Genomic DNA, 16349 nt, shown 5'->3' with positions numbered 1-16349 from the left:
GTGCTCGGCGCTCGGCCTCGGCCGGGCAAGGGACGCTCCGGGGGATCGGCGCTCACTCCGCGTCGGCGACGACGGACCCGACCCGTTCGGCCAGTCCCGGGTCGCGGCGGACCAGGAGGGCCGCGTAGGCGACGGCGACGAGCAGGGTGGCCAGGGCCGCGTACGGGAACCAGTTGTACGGCGCGGGCTGGCCGGGCTTGGCCAGGTAGTAGAGCGGCACCAGGATGGCGAGCGCGCCGATCGCGGGCAGCACCAGGTGACGGATCGTCCGGAACTCCTGGGGACGGTATCTGCGGTAGTAGAACGGCAGGGCGATGTTGGACGCGAGATAGACCAGCAGGATCAGGATCGCGCCCAGGCTGGACGACTCGGTGAAGAAGACCACCGGGTTCATCGAACCGCCGTCGGACCCCAGCAGATGGCCCAGACCCCAGCCGCCGATGATCAGCAGAGCGGTGGCCGTGAAGGTGACGATCGCGTTGGTCGGCGTACGGCGGGTGGGGTGGACGTAGCCGAAGAAGGACGGGAGCAGGCCCTCGCGTCCGGCGTTGAACACCAGGCGGGCCTGGGAGTTGATGCCCGAGATCAGTACCCCGAGGGTGGAGGTCAGACCCCCGACGTAGGCGACGAACGCCAGCGCTCCGAGCGTGTCGTGGGCGACGTCGAGGAAGGGGATGCGGGCCTCGCCGAGCGCCGTCACGTCGTAGTCGAAGCCGGTCACCGTGGCGTAGGAGAAGAGGATGTAGCTCACCGTCATGATCGCGACGGAGGAGAACACGGCGCGGCCTACGTTGCGCCGGGGGTTCTGCGTCTCCTCGGCCAGCGCCGCCGAGTTCTCCCAGCCGATGAACAGGTACACGGCGAGGGGGAAGCCCGCCGCCAGGCCGCTGAGGCCGTGGCTGATGTGGCCGGGCAGGAACGGGTCGGCGGACAGGTGGCCGCGGTGTTCGACGATCGCCGCGACCGAGACCACGACCAGCACCAGCATCTCCACGACGAAGAAGTAGCCGGCCCACTTGGTGGAGACCACCACCCCGCGCAGCATCAGCACCACCGCGAGGCCGGTCAGCACCAGCGTCCAGATGATCCACGGGAGGTCGACGCCGGTGTAGTGGTGCAGCGTGATCTGGACGAACCCGCCCGAGATCGCGATGACCGAGGCCATGGCGATGATGTAGCCGAGTCCGGCCAGCAGGGCCGTGGTCACCGCGCTGACCGGCCCGAAGGTCTTGCCGACGAAGGTGATGAAGCTGCCCGCCGAGGGGTGCGCCCGGGAGAACTGGGCGAGCGTGTTGCCGAGGAGCGCGACCGCGACGCCGGCGGCGGCGATGGTCAGCGGGGAGGCGATGCCCGCGGTGGTGCCCAGGAAGGCGAAGCCGAAGAAGAAGCTCATGGCCGGGCCGACGTTGGCCATGGTGGCGGCGGCGATGTCCGCCATGCCGAGGACGCCGCCGCGCAGGCGCTGGGGCGCGCCGTCGACGGGGCCCGACGTCGACGACGGGCCGACGGCTGCGGGGTCAGGCATGGCGAGCTCCTTCCGCGGGGGACACAGGGAGGACGAGGAGGGGCGGGAGAGGGAGGGGCGGGAGGGGGGAGACAGGGGAGACAGGTGTCAGTCGGGGTCGGTGAGGCGGTGTGCCTTCACCGCGCGTACCGCCGGGTCCATCGCGCCCCGGCCGAGTTCGGTCAGCAGGTCGGCGTGGCAGCGGTTCCGTTTCCGTACGACCGTGGGGGCCGGGGCGGGCAGCAGCAGGCACAGCCGGCCGAGCAGGTCGGCGGCGAACTCGCGGATTCCGGGGCCGCCGAGGGCCTCCGCGAGGTCGAGATGGAAGCGGGTCTCGAGTTCGAGCAGGTGGGTCGGGTCGTCGGAGAGGTCCATCTCGTCGACCAGCGTCTGAAGCGCTTCGAGCCGCTCGGGCGGGACCTCGCCCGCGCTGTGCGCCACCAGGCCGCATTCGAGCAGCAGGTGGAAGGCGTCCAGCGAGGCCGCCTCGTCGGCGTCGTGCATCAGCGCGACGACCGTGTCCCAGTCCGCCGCGACGAAGGTTCCGCCCGCACGGCCTCGCCGGCGGTCGAGCAAGCCGTCCTGGCACATCCCCTCCAGCGCGCGGCGCACGGTGATCTCACTGATCCCCAGTTCCTCGGCGAGGACCCCGGCGTCGGGCAGTCGGTCTCCCGGCGACACGGACTTCAGGCGCACCCGCAGGGCTATCCGCGACCGGACGAGCTCCGCCCCCGGTCGTGCCGGCCCCGGCTGGTTGTAGGGGCCGAATTTGCCCGCTGGATTCACCACGACGCCACCCTAGCGGCGCTGCACGAAAAATAGAGCAAGGTGAACAGTTAAACAAGTCTTGTTCTTTTCGATCGTAGTGAACTAATTTCCCGGTCACGACGTTCGTCCCCCAGCGCCGTCCCCTGCGCCGTCCCCGCGCCGTCTCTCGGCGCCGTCCCCCTGCTCCGTCCCTCCACTCCCTCATGGATGTCGAGATGACCACACGTCCCCCGCTTCCCACCGCAGACACCGCCGCTCCCGTCACCCCCGCCCCCGACACCTCCGCAGACCCGGCGGGCTCCGGTCTTCAGGCCGGGCTGAAGAACCGCCATCTGTCGATGATCGCCATCGGCGGTGTCATCGGCGCCGGCCTGTTCGTCGGCTCCGGCTCGGGCATCGCCGCCGCCGGACCCGGCATCCTCGTCTCCTACGCGCTCGTCGGCGTCCTCGTCGTCCTCGTCATGCGCATGCTCGGCGAAATGGCCGCGGCCAACCCCACGTCCGGCTCGTTCTCCGCCTACGCGGACCGCGCGCTGGGCCGCTGGGCCGGCTTCACGATCGGCTGGCTGTACTGGTTCTTCTGGGTCGTGGTGCTGGCGGTCGAGGCGACCGCCGGAGCCAAGATCCTGGCCGGCTGGATCCCGGCGGTCCCGCAATGGGGCTGGGCCCTGATCGTCATGGTCGTCCTCACCGCCACCAACCTGGTCTCGGTCAGCTCCTACGGCGAGTTCGAGTTCTGGTTCGCCGGCATCAAGGTCGTCGCGATCGCCGCGTTCATCGTCGTCGGCGGCCTGGCGATCTTCGGCCTGCTGCCCGGCTCGGACCACCCGGCGTCCGGCTTCTCCAACCTGACCGCGCACGGCGGATTCCTGCCGCACGGGCCCGGGGCCATCCTCACCGGCGTCCTGATGGTGGTCTTCTCCTTCATGGGCAGCGAGATCGTCACCCTGGCGGCCGGCGAGACCGCCGACCCGCGCGCGGCGGTCACCAAGGCCACCAACAGCGTGATCTGGCGGATCGCGGTGTTCTACCTGGGCTCGATCCTGATCGTGGTGTCGCTGCTGCGCTGGGACGACCCGGCGATCCTCAAGGACGGCTCGTACGTCGCCGCCCTCAGCTCCATCGGCATCCCGCACGCCGCCCAGATCATGAACGCCATCGTGCTGACCTCCGTGCTGTCCTGTCTCAACTCCGGCCTGTACACCGCCTCCCGGATGGCGTTCTCCCTCGGCCGGCGCAGCGACGCCCCGGCCGCCTTCGGCCGCACCACGGGCCGCGGGGTGCCGCAGTCGGCCATCCTGGCCTCGGTCGTCTTCGGCTTCGTCGCGGTCGCCTTCAACTACCTGTGGCCGGACACGGTCTTCCAGTTCCTGCTCAACGCCTCCGGCGCGATCGCCCTGTTCGTCTGGCTGGTGATCTGCTTCTCCCAGCTGAAGATGCGTCGGATCATCGAGCGGGAGTCGCCGCAGAAGCTGGTCGTCAGGATGTGGCTCTACCCGTACCTGACCTGGGCCACCATCGCCCTGATCACGTTCGTGCTCGGCTACATGCTGACCGACACCGCCGACGGCGGCGGCCGCGACCAGGTCGTCCTGTCCACCGTGGTGGCCGCCGGCGTGGTCGCCGTCGCGCTGATCCGCGAACGGCTGCGCAGGAACAGGACGCAGGACGCGGTCGCCTCGTCGTAGGCCCTGCCCCCGAGGGTGCGTCGCCCGTCGGCGGACCGATGCTGCTCGGACGTCCCTGTTCAGGCGTCCCCGAGTCGCAGCATCGGTCCGCCGACGAGCAGCGCGCCCGCCGTCAGGACCGAGCCGGACCAGGTCGACCGGCCGCTGACCGCCGCAGGCACACCGGCCGACCGCGTGGGCGGCCTGAGCCTGGGCACCGACGACTGCCCCTACGGTCGGCTACCCCCACGGTCGGCTACCGGGTCACGGCCCCGACCTCACCGCGAGGCTGAGAACGCCTTCACCCGTACCCCGGTGTCGCAGATGCGCACCGCCTTCTTCTTCCCGTCGGCGGCGGTGAAGACGGGGGTGAGGGGCCGGGACTCGCCGGGCGGGACGACGTCGAGGCCGGTGACCGCCTCGCACTCGTCGAGGTCGGTGAAGGTGAGGGCGGCGGAGGCGGAGTCGCCGGGAGCGAGGGTGACCTTCGTGGCGTCGGCGGCGGATCCGGCCCAGTCCACCGGCAGCTCGGTCCGTCCGGTCTCGCCGAGGAAGAGGAGGGAAGGGAAGCCGCGCACCGTGCAGGAGCCGTCTCCCCGGTTGGTGACCACGACCGAGGCGCTGCCCTGACCGGTGCTACGCGCCACGGCCGTCAGGTTCTTCGTACGGCAGCGATCGGCGGCCGGGCTGGGGAGGGAGTCGGCTCCGAAGAGCACCCCGGCGGGCGGGGAGGACGCGCTGCCGCTTCCACCGCTTCCACCGCTTCCACCGCTTCCGCCGCTCTGGGCGTTCTGGTCGCTCTGGCCGGCGGCCTCGTTCCCGTCGGCGCTCGGCGAGGCCGTGTCCGACGAGGCCGTGTCCGACGAGGCCGGACCGGAGCCGCTTCCCGAGTCGTCCCCGGAGTCGGACGAGCAGCCTGCGGCGCCGACGAGGAGCAGGACCGTGACTGCGGAGATCAGTGGTCGACGCATGGCTCCTGCTGGTTTCTCGAACAAAATGACGGTCCGGTCCGTAGGAGGTGAGGGTATTGCATAGAATCCTCGCCGATCATGTTCACCGGCGCTGCGCAGCGCACCGCCTTTGGGGGGAAAGGCCCGCGTGTGCATCCGAGCGGCGACGACAGAACCACTGACACCGATGACAACAGGGACAACGGCACAGGCAGCGGCACACGCGGCAGCCGAATACGGCGTAGGCGCTTCCTGGGCGCAGCGGGCGCGGTAGCCGCCGGGCAGCTGCTGACGGGCAACGCCACGGCCTCCGTGGGCGGGGCGACGGCGACGGCCGGCGCCGGTACGGCGGTGAGCGGCACGGTCTTCAAGCTGGGCGTCGCCTCCGGCGACCCGCTGCCCACCGCGATCGTGCTGTGGACCAGGGTGGTGCCCGCCAACCAGGGCGGCTCCGGCATCCTGGCCCCCACCGTCGCGGTGACCTGGGAGCTCGCCTCGGACAGCGGCTTCACCACGCTCGTCAAGAGCGGTACGGCGACGGCGAGCAGCGCCCTCGGCTACAGCGTCCACGTGGACGTCACGGGTCTGGCCCCGGCCACCGACTACTGGTACCGGTTCAAGGCGCTGGGCCGCACCTCGATCACCGGCCGGACCCGCACCGCCCCCGCCGCCGGCAGCACCCCCGAGAACCTGCGGATCGCGCTCGCCTCCTGCCAGAACTGGCAGCACGGCTACTTCGCCGCCTACAAGGACATGCGCGAACAGCAGCCGGACCTCGTGCTGTTCGTCGGCGACTACATCTACGAGAGCTCCGCCTACTCCTACCGCGTACGCCGTCACGAAGGCACGGGCCAGCCCGTCACGCTCGCCCAGTACCGCGCCCGCCACGAGCAGTACAACACCGACCCGGACCTGCAGGCGATGCGCGCCGCCGCTCCCTTCGTGGTCGTCTTCGACGACCACGAGGTGGAGCAGGACTGGGCCGGCGACGTGGCGAACGACCCCGTCGCCTGGCCCGCCGCGAAGTTCCGGGCCCGCCGGGCGGCCGCCTTCCAGGCCTTCTACGAGCACATGCCGATCCGTGTCGCGCAGAAGCCCAGCGGCCCGGACGTCCTGATCTACCGTTCGCTCGACTTCGGCACGCTGGCCCGGCTGCACGTCCTGGACACCCGCCAGTACCGCGACGACCAGGCGACCACCGCCGACGGGGCCCTGGAGACCGGCCGCGTCATCATGGGCGACACCCAGCGCGACTGGCTGGTGAACAGCATGCGCACCTCCGGCGCGCAGTGGAACCTGGTCGCCTCGCAGGTCATGATGGCCGAGACCGACTTCCTCGCCGGGGTGGGCAAGGAGTGGTCGTACGACGCCTGGGACGGCTACCAGAAGGAACGCGCCGCCCTGCTCGCCGAGTTCCAGGACGTCCGCAACCCCGTGGTGCTGTCCGGGGACCGGCACCGCACCATCGTCAGCGACCTCAAGCTGGACTTCGAGGACGCGGACTCGGCCGTGGTCGGCGCGGAGTTCGTCGGGACCTCCATCTCCAGCAACGGCGACGAGGATCTGACGGCCTTCGCCGCCGAGTGGGCGCCCAAGCTGGCGGACAACCCGCACTGGAAGCTCATCGACGCCCGCCGCGGCTATCTGCTGTTCGACATCACCGCGGACGGCGTCGACGCCCGACTGCGGGCGATCTCCACGGTGCTGACCAGGGACGGGACCACCACCACGGCCGCCACCTTCCGGGTGGAGGACGGCGTACCCGGCGTGTACCAGGTGGGGGTCCAGACGACCGCGTCCTCGTCGGAGAGCGGGAGCGCGCAGGAGTCGCAGGCGTCGACGGACACCGCTGCTCCGACGGACCCGGCAGCGACGACCGACTCGGCGGACCCGACGTCGACCGAGTCCGTATCGCCCACCACGGCCGAGTCCACGGCGGAGTCCACGGCGGAGTCCGCAGTGGAGTCCGCGAGTGAAGCCTCCGCCGACGCCTCCATCACCCCCTGACCTCCCGGGAGAGAACGTGTTCACCACTCGACTCCGGCGGCGCGACGGGAACAGCGGACATCGGCGCCCCTATGCCATGAAGGCGTCCGTGCTGGCCTGCGCGGTGGCGGTGGCCTCGGCGGGCGTCTTCGTGCTGCTGCCCTCCGACGCGGACGCGACCGCCCCCGCGCGCGGCGACTTCGACGGGGACGGCACGTCCGACCTGGTCTACCGCAATGTCGCGGGCCAGTTGTACGTCAACACCGGCTCGGCCGAGACCATGGCCCTCGACACGGACGTCGCCAAGGTCAAGGACGTGCTCACCCCGGGCGACCTCGACTCGGACGGCGTCCAGGACGTGCTGACGCTCAGTGCTAGCGGCGTGCTGTACTTCCATACCGGTATCTACGCGCGCACGCCCGGCGGCCTGGGTTCGTACCGCACCGTGGCGTCCGGCTGGCAGATCTACAACAAGGTCGCCGCCCCCGGGGACATGAACGGCGACGGCAAGGCCGACCTGCTGGCCCGCACCCCGGCCGGCACGCTCTACTACTACCCGGGCCAGGGCACCGGCGCCTTCGGCAGCCGGGTGCAGGTCGGCACCGGCTGGCAGCAGTACGACGAGCTGATCGGCGCCGGCGACCTCAACGGCGACGGCGTCGGCGACCTGCTGGCCCGCACCCCCGCCGGCGCCCTCTACCGCTACCTGGGCAAGAAGGGCGGCGCCTTCAACGCCCCGGTCAAGGACACGAAGACCGACTGGGCGTCGTACAACCAGATCATCGGCGGCGGCGACTGGGACGGCAACGGCAAGACCGACCTGCTGGCCAGGGACTTCTCCGGCAACCTGTGGTTCTACCCGGGCAACGGCAAGGGAGCCTTCGGCACCCGGTCCGCCCGCAGCAAGGGCTGGGGCAAGGTCACGCAGTTCGCGGGCGCCGGCAACAACCCGCACTTCGGCAAGTTCGGGACCATGGCCCGTACGTCGGCCGGAAGCGTCTACAGCTACGAGGTCACCGGCACCGGCACGCTGACCGGAAAGCTGCTGGTCGGCGGGGCCTGGCCGTCCGCCACCACCCGCCTCGCCTACGCCTCCTCGCTCCGCCAGAACGGCCTCGCCGACCTCGTCGTCCAGTCCGTCGGCACCGGCCAGTTGACCAACCCGGCGTACTACGCCCTCTCGGACCCCAAGCTCGCCACCGGCTCCACCGCCTACAACCGGATCGTCGGCCCCGGTGACGTGACCGGCGACGGCAAGGGCGACCTGCTGGCGGTGGCCGCCGACGGCACGCTCTATCTCTACCCGGGCGACAACTCCGGCACCTCCGTCGGCTCCCGCGTCAAGATCAGCACCGGCTGGCAGCGCTACGACGCCGTCGTCGGCGCGGGCGACTACACCGGCGACGGCCGCCCCGACCTGCTGGCCCGGGACACCTCGGGCGTCCTGTGGCGCTACCCGGGCACGGGCAGCGCGTCCGCCCCGTTCGGGGCCCGGGTGAAGGTCGGCAGCGGCTGGCAGCAGTACAAGAAGCTGTTCTCCCCCGGCGACGCGAACGGCGACGGCAAGGCCGACCTCATGGCCACCACCTCCGCCGGCGCCCTGTACTTCTACGCCGGCACCGGCACCGGCGGCTTCAAGTCCCGCGCGGCAAAGGCCACCACCGGCTGGAACACCTGGACCGACCTGCTGTGACCCGTCTCGTTCCCTTCCGGAGCTTTGCATTTCCTTTACGTTGTGCGAATAATTTCATATGATCGTTACGTCCATCGTGGCGGTCACCGCCCTCTGACCAAGGGTGCAGGACCGCCGAGGAGTAAGGCACGGGGGTGCTGAATGACTGCTGGCGCAGTGTCCGTACTTGGGCTTTCAGAGCTGGAAGAACGGCTCTACCGCCACTTCTTGAGAAACCCGGGCGCCACGGCGGGCGACGTGCATCTGCTGCTGGACGCTCCGCTCCAGCGGATCGAGCGAGCGTTAGAGAGGCTCCTCTCGCTGGCCGTCGTGGTGGAGGGAGCGGAGGGCGGGTATCTGCCCGCGACGCCCGAACTGGTCGTGGACAGCCTGACCGACATGCGGCTGAAGCAGCTGCACGAGGAGATGCGGGCGGTCACGCAGGCGCGGCACCTGGTCGCGTCGCTCCGCGCCGAACAGGAGCTCGCGCCGACCGAGGCGCCCGTGGTGGAGAAGATCGAGAACCTCGACACGATCCGCAGCAGGATCGACGCCCTCGCCTTCTTCGCCCGCGAGGAGATCCTGTCCGCCGAGCCGTACACCGCGCTGACCCACGAGAACATCCAGCACGCCAGACCACTGGACCTGCGATGCATCAGGCGGGGCGTTCGCATCCGGAACGTCGTCGTGAGCAAGGCGCTCGGGGATCCGGTCACGCTCGGCTACCTGCGTGAACTGACCTCACTGGGCGCGGAGATACGCGTGGTGGACGAGATCGCGGCGCGCATCCTCGTCTACGACCGCAACACGGCGCTGACGCCGGTGGACCCGGCCGACGGTTCGCGCGGCGCGCTGGTGTCGCAGGAGGCGGGGCTGGTCGCCAACATCGTGGCGCTCTTCGAGAAGATCTGGGCCGGAGCGACGGAGTTGACGTCCTTCTGCGGGGAGAGCGCCGAGGACCGGCTGCCCGAGGTGGAGCAGCGGGTCCTGGAGGCCATGTGCCGTGGCACGAACGACGAGATCGGGGCCCGGGATCTGGGCGTCTCGGTGCGCACCTACCGCCGTTACGTGGCCAGCATCCTGAACAGCCTGGATGCGGCGAGCCGCCCCCACGCCGTCTTCCTCGCCCGTGAACGGGGCTGGATCTGAGCCGACCCGCGTCCGCTCGAGGGCCGTCGTTCCCGGCGCGCGCTCCAGGTCCCGACGGGGACTTGCCATGTTGGAAAGTCGAGCTAGACTTTCCAACATGGAAAACAGCGTTCCCGAAGACCCCGCCCAGGCTCGCGCGGCCCTCGACAGCGCGAACGCGGCGCGTGCCGCCCTCGCGGACCGAGCCGCCGCCCCGTGGTGGTACCACACAGGACTCGGCCTCGGCGTGGGCCTCGTCTTCGCCTCGATCGACGTCGGCGGAAGCCTGGTGCCCTCGGGCGTCATCGTCGGCGGGATCGTCCTCCCGGCCGCCCTCACCGTGAGCGTCGCCCGCTCCCGGGGAGTGTCCGTCAACCGCTCCCTGACCGTCCCGAGCACCCGTCAGCTCAACGGCCTGTACCTGATCGTCCTCATCGTCCTCGGCGGACTCGGCCTGACCCTGAAGCTGGCCGCGGACCTGCCGGGCGCCATGTCGGCGGCCGGCGTCCTGGCACTGGCCCTCACCGTCTACGTCAGCAGGCGCAACGACGCGGCGCTGCGCCACGACCTCCTGCGCCGGACATGACCGCCGCCCGCCTCGACGAGGTGATCCATCCGGCGCACCGGCTGCAGATCTGCGCCATGCTCGCGGCGGTCGAGTCGATGGAGTTCTCCGTGGTCCGCGACGCACTCGGGGTGAGCGACTCCGTCCTGAGTAAACAGGTGAAGGTGCTCCAGACCGCCGGCTACGCGACCGTCAAGAAGGCGCCCATGAACTCCCGTACCCATACCTGGCTCGCCCTCACCGACGCCGGCCGCGAGGCCCTGGCCGGACACCTGGCGGAGCTGCGCCGCATCGCCGCGCTGGCCGACCCCGCGGGACCGTAGAGGCCGGTACAGGCCGGTACCGGCCGGTGCGGGGCTGCGCTGGTCTGTACGTGTCCGTGTCGGCCCGCGCAGGTCTGCAACGGCCTGTGCGGTTCCGGCGTACTCCTCGGCGGTACGCCGGTCCCGACCGGTCCCGACCGGTCTCAAGGGGGCGTCACTCGGGCCGGGCCGAGGCCGCGGCGAGTTCGGCCGCCCGGTCCGGGTCGACGTCGCCGAGCAGCACGGTGTCCATCGAGACGGCGGCGAACAGCTCCCGGCCGGCGCGGGCCACCTCGTGGGCGGAGACCTCGCGCAGCAGCCGCGGGAGACACGGCAGCCGGCGGGGGTCCCGGCCCGCGGCGGTCAGCTGGCGCAGCAGGTCGGCCTGGGTCGCCGGGGAGTCGAAGGCGCCGAGCGCCTGCGCGGCGCAGAACGCACGGGCGGCCTCGACCTCCGCACCGGCGAACGGCTCCTCGCCCGCCCGCCGCAGCTCCGCACGGATCCCGGCGAGCGTCGCCTCGGCCAGATGCGGCGCCACCCGCGCTCGTACGAACACCCGGGGGACGTCCAGCACGACGTCCCGTCCGCAGTACACCTCGTACCCCGCGCCGGTCACCTCGCGCAGGCGGGCGGCCAGCCGGGAGCCGAAGTATCCGCCGAACACCGCTGTGGCCAGGTAGCGGGCCGCCTCCGTCGTCTCCGTCGTCTCGGTCGCCCCGGTCGCCCCGGTCGCCCCGGTCGCCCCGGTCGTCTCGGCCGAGTCGCCTGACGCGTTCGACGCGTCCGACGCGTTCGGCTCCGGTGCGCAGAGCGTCAGATGCAGCTCGGGCTCCGCCGGGGAGCGCAGCACCAGCAGGCGTCCCCCCGCGGTCGACCGACGGTCGGGGCCCACTGGGCGCGGGCCGGCGGACGGCCAGGCGGACAGCGCCTTCTCCGCCGCCGCGGCCGCGCACTCCGGGTCGACGTCTCCGAGCAGGACGAGTGCGCCGCCCCAAGGGTCCCCCATCGGCAGCCGGGCATCGGAAGGCGAACGGTCCGGGGCGTCCGGCGCCGACCAGTGCCGGCGTACGGCGTCGTCCATGAGGCGCTGCGCCGTCGGGCGCACGGACCGGAGGCCGGCCGGTGGTACGGCGAACGTCCCGTCGGCGGAGGCGAGTTCGTCCAGCAGGCCCAGCCAGGCCGGCAGCTCCTTCGGCGGCACGTACCCCGTGACGTCCAGCCACTGCCCGTCCACGGACGCCCCTATGCCGCCGCCCAGGTCCGCCGCACGTTCCGCCGCACGCGTCTGCGCCAGCCGCCGGCGCAGCAGGGCCTCGGCCTCGACGGGCTCCCGCCATCCGAACGGCCCCAGCGGCAGCCGCAGCCGCGCCTCCACGGACGGAACCCGGCGGTCGGCGACCGCGACCACGCGCAGCCCGTTGCACAGGGTCGTCTCGTGCAGGGTCGTCTCGTGCAGGGTCGTCTCGTGCAGCGGGGCCGGGTCGGCGGCGGAGGGGGATCCGTACGGCGGAAGCGGACGGGCCGAGGCCCGCGTCCCGGCGGCGAGTTCGCCGCCGCGCGCCGTTGCCCGTGCGTCGGCCGGGGCTTCGGCGCGGGGGGCGGCCGGGGACGGCGGGCGCGGGCGTGTGCGGGCGGCGCCCGGACGCATCACCAGGACCGTCGCCGGGAGGTCGGCCAACCGGCGTGCCGCCGCGGCGACTTCGCCGGGGCCCACGGCCTCGAGATGGTCCGGGATCCGGTCGAGGAGGCCGGCCTCGCCGAAGAGGATCTCCAGTCGGCCCAGGGCGCGGCACCGGTTCTCCAGGTCCCCGTGCCGCCGGTGGTGCTCCCCCTGCATCAGCCGTACCGTCCGCCGGACGGCCTCCGTCGGCGGGCGGTCCGCCCAGGCGGTCCACCGCCGGGAGACCGCCGCCACCGCTTCCCTCGGGTCGGCGTCCGGCGGCAGCAGCGCGGTGACCACCAGCGCGTCGGGGTCCCGCGCGTCCAGCGGTCCGAAGAAGCCGCAGCTCGTGCTGACCGCGGGCAGGCCGGCTCCCGGCGGTCCCTGCTCGCCGGTGAGCCTGGCCAGCACGGCGTGCGCCAGATAGCCCTGCAGGTCCGCCTGCGGGTCGGGCAGCCGGTGCCCGGTCGCCAGCGCGGTCGCCGTGATCCCCGGCTCGACGCACTCCACCCACCGCTCCTCGCCAGGGAGGGGTTCGCGCAGGGCGGGGGCCGGGGTGACCGGGCGGGCCGGTATCCCCCCGAAGTGCCGCTCCACCAGGGCGCGGACGCCCTCGGGGTCGGCCGCGCCCACGACGGTCAGCACGGCGTTGCCGGGCGCGTAGTGAGCCGTGAAGAACTCCGCGCAGTCCGCCACCGTCGTGGTGCGCAGCCGGTCGGCCTCGCCGTAGCCGTCGTGCGCGTTGGCGAAGGTCTCGAAGAGCGCCCCGGGCAACAGGGGCCAGGGAAAGCCGCCGTACGGTCTGCCGTGCACCGCCTGATGGATCTCCCGCTCCACACCGCGCAGTTGCTCGGCCAGCGCGGTCTCGGTGAACAGCGGGGCCCGCATCCGGTCCGCCTCGGCGAACAGGGCCCGCTCCAGAGCCTGGGCCGGCGCCACCTGGTAGTAGTCGGTGTAGTCCTGGTGCGTGGTTCCGTTCGCCCGGCCGCCGAAGCGGTGCACATGGTCGTAGAAACGCCCGTCGGGAAGGCTCGCGCTGCCGCGGAACATCAGGTGCTCGAAGAGGTGCGCGAACCCCTCGCGGCCCGGCGGCTCGGACCGGAACCCGGTGCCGTAGTGCACGGCGACCGCTGCCCGCGGCTGGGGGAACCGGCAGTCGAGCACCACCCGCAGCCCGTTCGGCAGGGTGAACCTGTGCAGCCGCCGCTGTGGACGGTGGGTGCTCATGACGTGCGTCTCCTGTTGCTGGTCACGGAGTCGGGGCGACGGGGGCGGAGATCGGCGAGGACGGGGCGGAGATCGGCGCGGTCACATGGCCGCGGGGTCACAGATCGGCGCGGTCACAGGACGGCGCGGTCACAGATCGACGAGGAACGTCAGGAACGTCGCGTAGTGGTCGAACCCGGCCGTGTGCCAGCCGACGTACGCGGCGATGTCGTGGACGTGCAGCAGGATGCGCAGTGCCGCCAGGCGGTTCCACTGCGCGCCGACGTCCCTGCCGTATCCCTCGAAGAGCGCCTCCAGGAGCAGCTGCCAGCCCTGCTGGTCGCCGCCCAACTGCCATTTCAGCTCGACCAGTTCGCCGAGGACCCAGCCCAGGTCGAAGTACCAGGGAGCCACGGCGAGGTCCTCGCCCGTCAGCAGAGCGGCCGGACCGCCGTCGCCCCCGGCGACCAGCGAGCCGAGTCCCGGCGCACCGTGCGCCAGCGTCACGTCGGCGTCCTCGGCGACCTCACGGCACCAGGCGGTGACACGGGACCAGCGCTCGGGCCCCAGACGGTGGCGCAGCTGGTCGCCGACGTACGCGGCGCGGGCGACCGGCGCCCGGCCCGCCAGCCACGTGTCGAGCCGGACCAGACCCCGGGGTGGGCCGAGCCGCTCCGTCGGGGGCGGCGGACCCTCGGCGTGCAGCCGGTGCAGCGCGAGTCCGAGCCCGCGCATCGGCTCCCGCAGCTGCGGCAGCGGGCCTTGGGACAGCAGCCGATTGGCGACCGACTCCCCGCCCGGGACCGTGTAGACGCGGCCCCGGCCCTCGGCGCGGCCCACCGCCAGACGCGCGGCGCCGTCCCGGCCGACCGCCGTCAGACGATCCCCGAGGCCGGTGACGGGCTGGAAGGCGGCGGGGGCCAACGGGCCGACGGTCCTGGTCCATTGATGGCCGTCGGGCAGGGCGCGGACGGCGGTGTGCAGCAGACCGGTGCCGTATTCGGTCACGTCCGGGACCGCTTGCGGGCCGCTCACGGACGGGCCAGATCTGCGACGAAGTCGGCCCGGGCCGTGGGCGCTTCCCGGTCCGCGGAGCCGGTCTCCAGCTCGGCGCGGCGTTGTTCCAGCATGCCGACGACCTCCGGCAACAGGGGCGGCACCCATGCGTCGGCGCGACCGGTGGTCAGGCTGACGCCGGGGTGGGGCGGGGCGAGGACGATGTTGGGGCGGGCGGCCAGCGTGGCCCAGTGGGTCTGGAAGGCGGCGCTCTCCAGACCGCCGGGCGGCAGGGCCGGGGCCACCGCCACGGGGGCCCGGGTGCAGTGGCAGGCGAGCAGTGCGGGCGAGTCGGCCAGACCCAGCGCCAGCCGGGCGACGAAGTGGAACGTCGCGGGATACACCACGACCGCCTGGGCCCACTCCGCCAGGTCGACGTGCCGGGCCGTTCCCTCGTGCTCGGGCCACTCGTCGACCAGCACCTCGCCGACCCGGTGCAGCCGCCCGGCCAGCGCCTGACGGGTGACGAAGCGCTGCGCACTGCGGGTGAGCACGATCTTGAGGGCCAGCTCCGGGTAGGACAGCCGCAGCCAGTCGGTCCAGTACGGCAGCCCGGTCGCGAAGGCGGAACCGGCGGCGACCACCAGCAGCCGCTCGACGTTCAGGGCGGGCGGCTCCGCATCGGCCGCCGCCGAAGTCGCCGGGAGCGGCGGGGCATACGGGGCTTGCGGGGTCTGCGAGGTCTGCGGGGCCTGCGGATTCTGCGGGGTCGACAGGGTCTGCGGGGTCGACGGGGCCTGCGGGGTCGACAGGGTCTGCGGGGTCGACGGGGCCTGCGGGACGCCGCCGCCCGTCATGACGCCGTCGTCGCCGCCGGTCATGACGTCACCTCCGCGAGGATCGTCTCCAGCTCGCGCAGTGCGGCCTGGCCGCCGTATGTGCCGTGCACACCGGTCACGTTCAGGACGATCTCGTCGACCCCCGCCTCCTGGAAGGCCGCGAACTCCTCGGCGAGGATCTTCGGCTCTCCGTACAGGAAGGCCCGCCCCTCGACGAGCGCGGCGGCGCCCGCGGCCGGGTCGGAGGGGTCGGTGCTGATGCCGGAGCGGCGCAGCATGTCGACGTAGTGCGGCAGCCGGAGATGGCCGATGTTGCTCGCCAGCGCCAGGGCGGCCCGGTCGCGGTCCGGTCCGGCCAGGGCGACGGGCACGATGGACACCAGCCGCGGAACGGGCCGCCCCGCGGCCTCGGCGCCCTCCCGCAGGGCCGGGACGACGACGTCGCGCAGATAGCGGGCGGGCGTGAGCCAGGTGATGGCCGTGTCCGCCACCTCGCCCGCCAGCCGGGCCATTCCCGGGCGCAGCACCCCGAGCCCCACCTCGATGGGGGGCCGCGGCACCGGCAGCAGCCTGCCGTGGCAGGTGAAGTACGTGCCGTCCTGCTCGACCGACTCGCCGTCGAGGAGGCCGCGCACGGCCGTGAGGTACTCGCGCGACGCGGTCAGCGGGCTGCGGTAGGGGGCGTCGCGCATGCTGCGCTGCAGCACCGCCGCCCCCGGTCCGAAGCCGGCCACCACGGGGTGCCCGGTCGCCGCCGCCACCGACTGGGCCTGGAGCGCGGCCTCGTAGGGATGGGTGAACGGCATGAGCGTCACCCCGAGTCCCACCGGGACCCGGAAGCCGGACGCGGCGGCGTAGGCGAAGGCCTGGTGCGGCTGGTTGAGCATGGCCTGGCCCTGCCACAGCCGGTGCGCGCCGCTCCACTGGGTGAGCGCGGCGTACGGCAGGATCTGCTCGGGCCGCGGCGGGGCGAACGGCATGAGGATCGAGTACGTCGCGCGCGTGGTCGTCGAGTGCGTCGAGTGCGTGGTCATGGAACGGTCCTTCATGGGGGCGGCTCCCGGCCGATGTCGTGGGTCGGCTCCCGCCGATGGCGTGGGGCTCGC

The 16349-nt window shown here is 72.5% G+C and carries 14 protein-coding genes; 6 read left to right on the top strand and 8 right to left on the bottom strand.

The genetic code is table 11. The features are described from left to right. Positions 1 to 52 precede the first annotated feature (52 nt). Both OG562_RS18305 and OG562_RS18300 read right to left on the bottom strand, forming a co-directional pair. The gene (locus OG562_RS18305; RefSeq protein WP_266398977.1) at positions 53 to 1525 is read right to left on the bottom strand and encodes an APC family permease; all 1473 of its coding nucleotides are present in this window, start codon (positions 1523 to 1525) and stop codon (positions 53 to 55) included. 87 nt (positions 1526 to 1612) lie between these two features. Next, positions 1613 to 2293 carry a FadR/GntR family transcriptional regulator gene (locus OG562_RS18300; protein WP_266398976.1) on the bottom strand — a complete coding sequence of 227 codons (681 nt, stop codon included), beginning with the start codon at positions 2291 to 2293 and terminating at the stop codon, positions 1613 to 1615. A 194-nt stretch (positions 2294 to 2487) separates the two neighbouring features. Here OG562_RS18300 and OG562_RS18295 point away from each other — a divergent pair, with 194 nt between their 5' ends. Then, entirely contained in the window at positions 2488 to 3960 is a 1473-nt protein-coding gene (locus OG562_RS18295) for an amino acid permease (RefSeq protein ID WP_266398974.1), read from the top strand. 59 nt (positions 3961 to 4019) lie between these two features. Here the strand turns inward: OG562_RS18295 and OG562_RS18290 are convergent, their stop codons facing one another. Together OG562_RS18290 and OG562_RS18285 are read right to left on the bottom strand one after the other, a co-directional pair. Beyond that, a complete protein-coding gene (locus OG562_RS18290) occupies positions 4020 to 4157 on the bottom strand; it encodes a hypothetical protein (protein ID WP_266398971.1) in 138 nt (45 codons plus the stop codon). Positions 4158 to 4217: 60 nt separating this feature from the next. Next, positions 4218 to 4910: a DUF4232 domain-containing protein gene (locus OG562_RS18285; protein WP_266398969.1), complete on the bottom strand. Its 693-nt coding sequence runs from the start codon at positions 4908 to 4910 to the stop codon at positions 4218 to 4220. A 129-nt stretch (positions 4911 to 5039) separates the two neighbouring features. Here OG562_RS18285 and OG562_RS18280 point away from each other — a divergent pair, with 129 nt between their 5' ends. The 5 genes from OG562_RS18280 to OG562_RS18260 all read left to right on the top strand — a co-directional run bounded on the left by OG562_RS18280 (position 5040) and on the right by OG562_RS18260 (position 10563). Beyond that, on the top strand, positions 5040 to 6896 hold the full coding sequence (locus OG562_RS18280) for an alkaline phosphatase (RefSeq protein ID WP_266398966.1): 1857 nt from the start codon (positions 5040 to 5042) through the stop codon (positions 6894 to 6896). Positions 6897 to 6912: 16 nt separating this feature from the next. After that, a complete protein-coding gene (locus OG562_RS18275) occupies positions 6913 to 8568 on the top strand; it encodes a VCBS repeat-containing protein (protein ID WP_266398963.1) in 1656 nt (551 codons plus the stop codon). 141 nt (positions 8569 to 8709) lie between these two features. Continuing rightward, positions 8710 to 9696: a helix-turn-helix transcriptional regulator gene (locus OG562_RS18270; RefSeq protein WP_266398961.1), complete on the top strand. Its 987-nt coding sequence runs from the start codon at positions 8710 to 8712 to the stop codon at positions 9694 to 9696. 97 nt (positions 9697 to 9793) lie between these two features. Beyond that, complete coding sequence (locus OG562_RS18265; RefSeq protein WP_266398958.1) at positions 9794 to 10261, top strand: hypothetical protein; 468 nt, start codon at positions 9794 to 9796, stop codon at positions 10259 to 10261. Continuing rightward, entirely contained in the window at positions 10258 to 10563 is a 306-nt protein-coding gene (locus OG562_RS18260; RefSeq protein ID WP_266398955.1) for a transcriptional regulator, read from the top strand. The genes OG562_RS18265 and OG562_RS18260 overlap by 4 nt, the downstream gene beginning before the upstream one ends. 154 nt (positions 10564 to 10717) lie before the next feature. On the opposite strand, the gene OG562_RS18255 is transcribed toward OG562_RS18260, so the two are convergent. The 4 genes from OG562_RS18255 to OG562_RS18240 form a co-directional block, all read right to left on the bottom strand. Then, positions 10718 to 13429 carry a M16 family metallopeptidase gene (locus tag OG562_RS18255; RefSeq protein WP_266398952.1) on the bottom strand — a complete coding sequence of 904 codons (2712 nt, stop codon included), beginning with the start codon at positions 13427 to 13429 and terminating at the stop codon, positions 10718 to 10720. Between the two features lie 129 nt (positions 13430 to 13558). Continuing rightward, positions 13559 to 14443, bottom strand: a complete 885-nt coding sequence (locus OG562_RS18250) for a hypothetical protein (protein ID WP_266398951.1) — start codon at positions 14441 to 14443, stop codon at positions 13559 to 13561. Continuing rightward, complete coding sequence (locus OG562_RS18245) at positions 14440 to 15285, bottom strand: flavoprotein (RefSeq protein ID WP_266398949.1); 846 nt, start codon at positions 15283 to 15285, stop codon at positions 14440 to 14442. Before OG562_RS18245 ends, OG562_RS18250 begins: the two co-directional genes overlap by 4 nt. Next, a complete protein-coding gene (locus OG562_RS18240) occupies positions 15282 to 16277 on the bottom strand; it encodes an LLM class flavin-dependent oxidoreductase (protein WP_266398945.1) in 996 nt (331 codons plus the stop codon). Before OG562_RS18240 ends, OG562_RS18245 begins: the two co-directional genes overlap by 4 nt. Positions 16278 to 16349 lie beyond the last annotated feature (72 nt).

It is taken from the genome of Streptomyces sp. NBC_01275, assembly GCF_026340655.1.
Lineage (GTDB): Bacteria > Actinomycetota > Actinomycetes > Streptomycetales > Streptomycetaceae > Streptomyces.
Note: the sequence above shows the minus strand (reverse complement) of the source record. Positions and strands in the feature narration are given on the sequence as shown.

What these genes read in the sequence shown, in the direction of transcription:
- OG562_RS18255 (WP_266398952.1), bottom strand. Translation starts at nt 13,429, where the DNA reads ATGAGCACCCACCGTCCACAGCGGCGGCTGCACAGGTTCACCCTGCCG.
- OG562_RS18260 (WP_266398955.1), top strand. Translation starts at nt 10,258, where the DNA reads ATGACCGCCGCCCGCCTCGACGAGGTGATCCATCCGGCGCACCGGCTG.
- OG562_RS18295 (WP_266398974.1), top strand. Translation starts at nt 2,488, where the DNA reads ATGACCACACGTCCCCCGCTTCCCACCGCAGACACCGCCGCTCCCGTC.
- OG562_RS18270 (WP_266398961.1), top strand. Translation starts at nt 8,710, where the DNA reads ATGACTGCTGGCGCAGTGTCCGTACTTGGGCTTTCAGAGCTGGAAGAA.
- OG562_RS18285 (WP_266398969.1), bottom strand. Translation starts at nt 4,910, where the DNA reads ATGCGTCGACCACTGATCTCCGCAGTCACGGTCCTGCTCCTCGTCGGC.
- OG562_RS18245 (WP_266398949.1), bottom strand. Translation starts at nt 15,285, where the DNA reads ATGACCGGCGGCGACGACGGCGTCATGACGGGCGGCGGCGTCCCGCAG.
- OG562_RS18305 (WP_266398977.1), bottom strand. Translation starts at nt 1,525, where the DNA reads ATGCCTGACCCCGCAGCCGTCGGCCCGTCGTCGACGTCGGGCCCCGTC.
- OG562_RS18265 (WP_266398958.1), top strand. Translation starts at nt 9,794, where the DNA reads ATGGAAAACAGCGTTCCCGAAGACCCCGCCCAGGCTCGCGCGGCCCTC.
- OG562_RS18240 (WP_266398945.1), bottom strand. Translation starts at nt 16,277, where the DNA reads ATGACCACGCACTCGACGCACTCGACGACCACGCGCGCGACGTACTCG.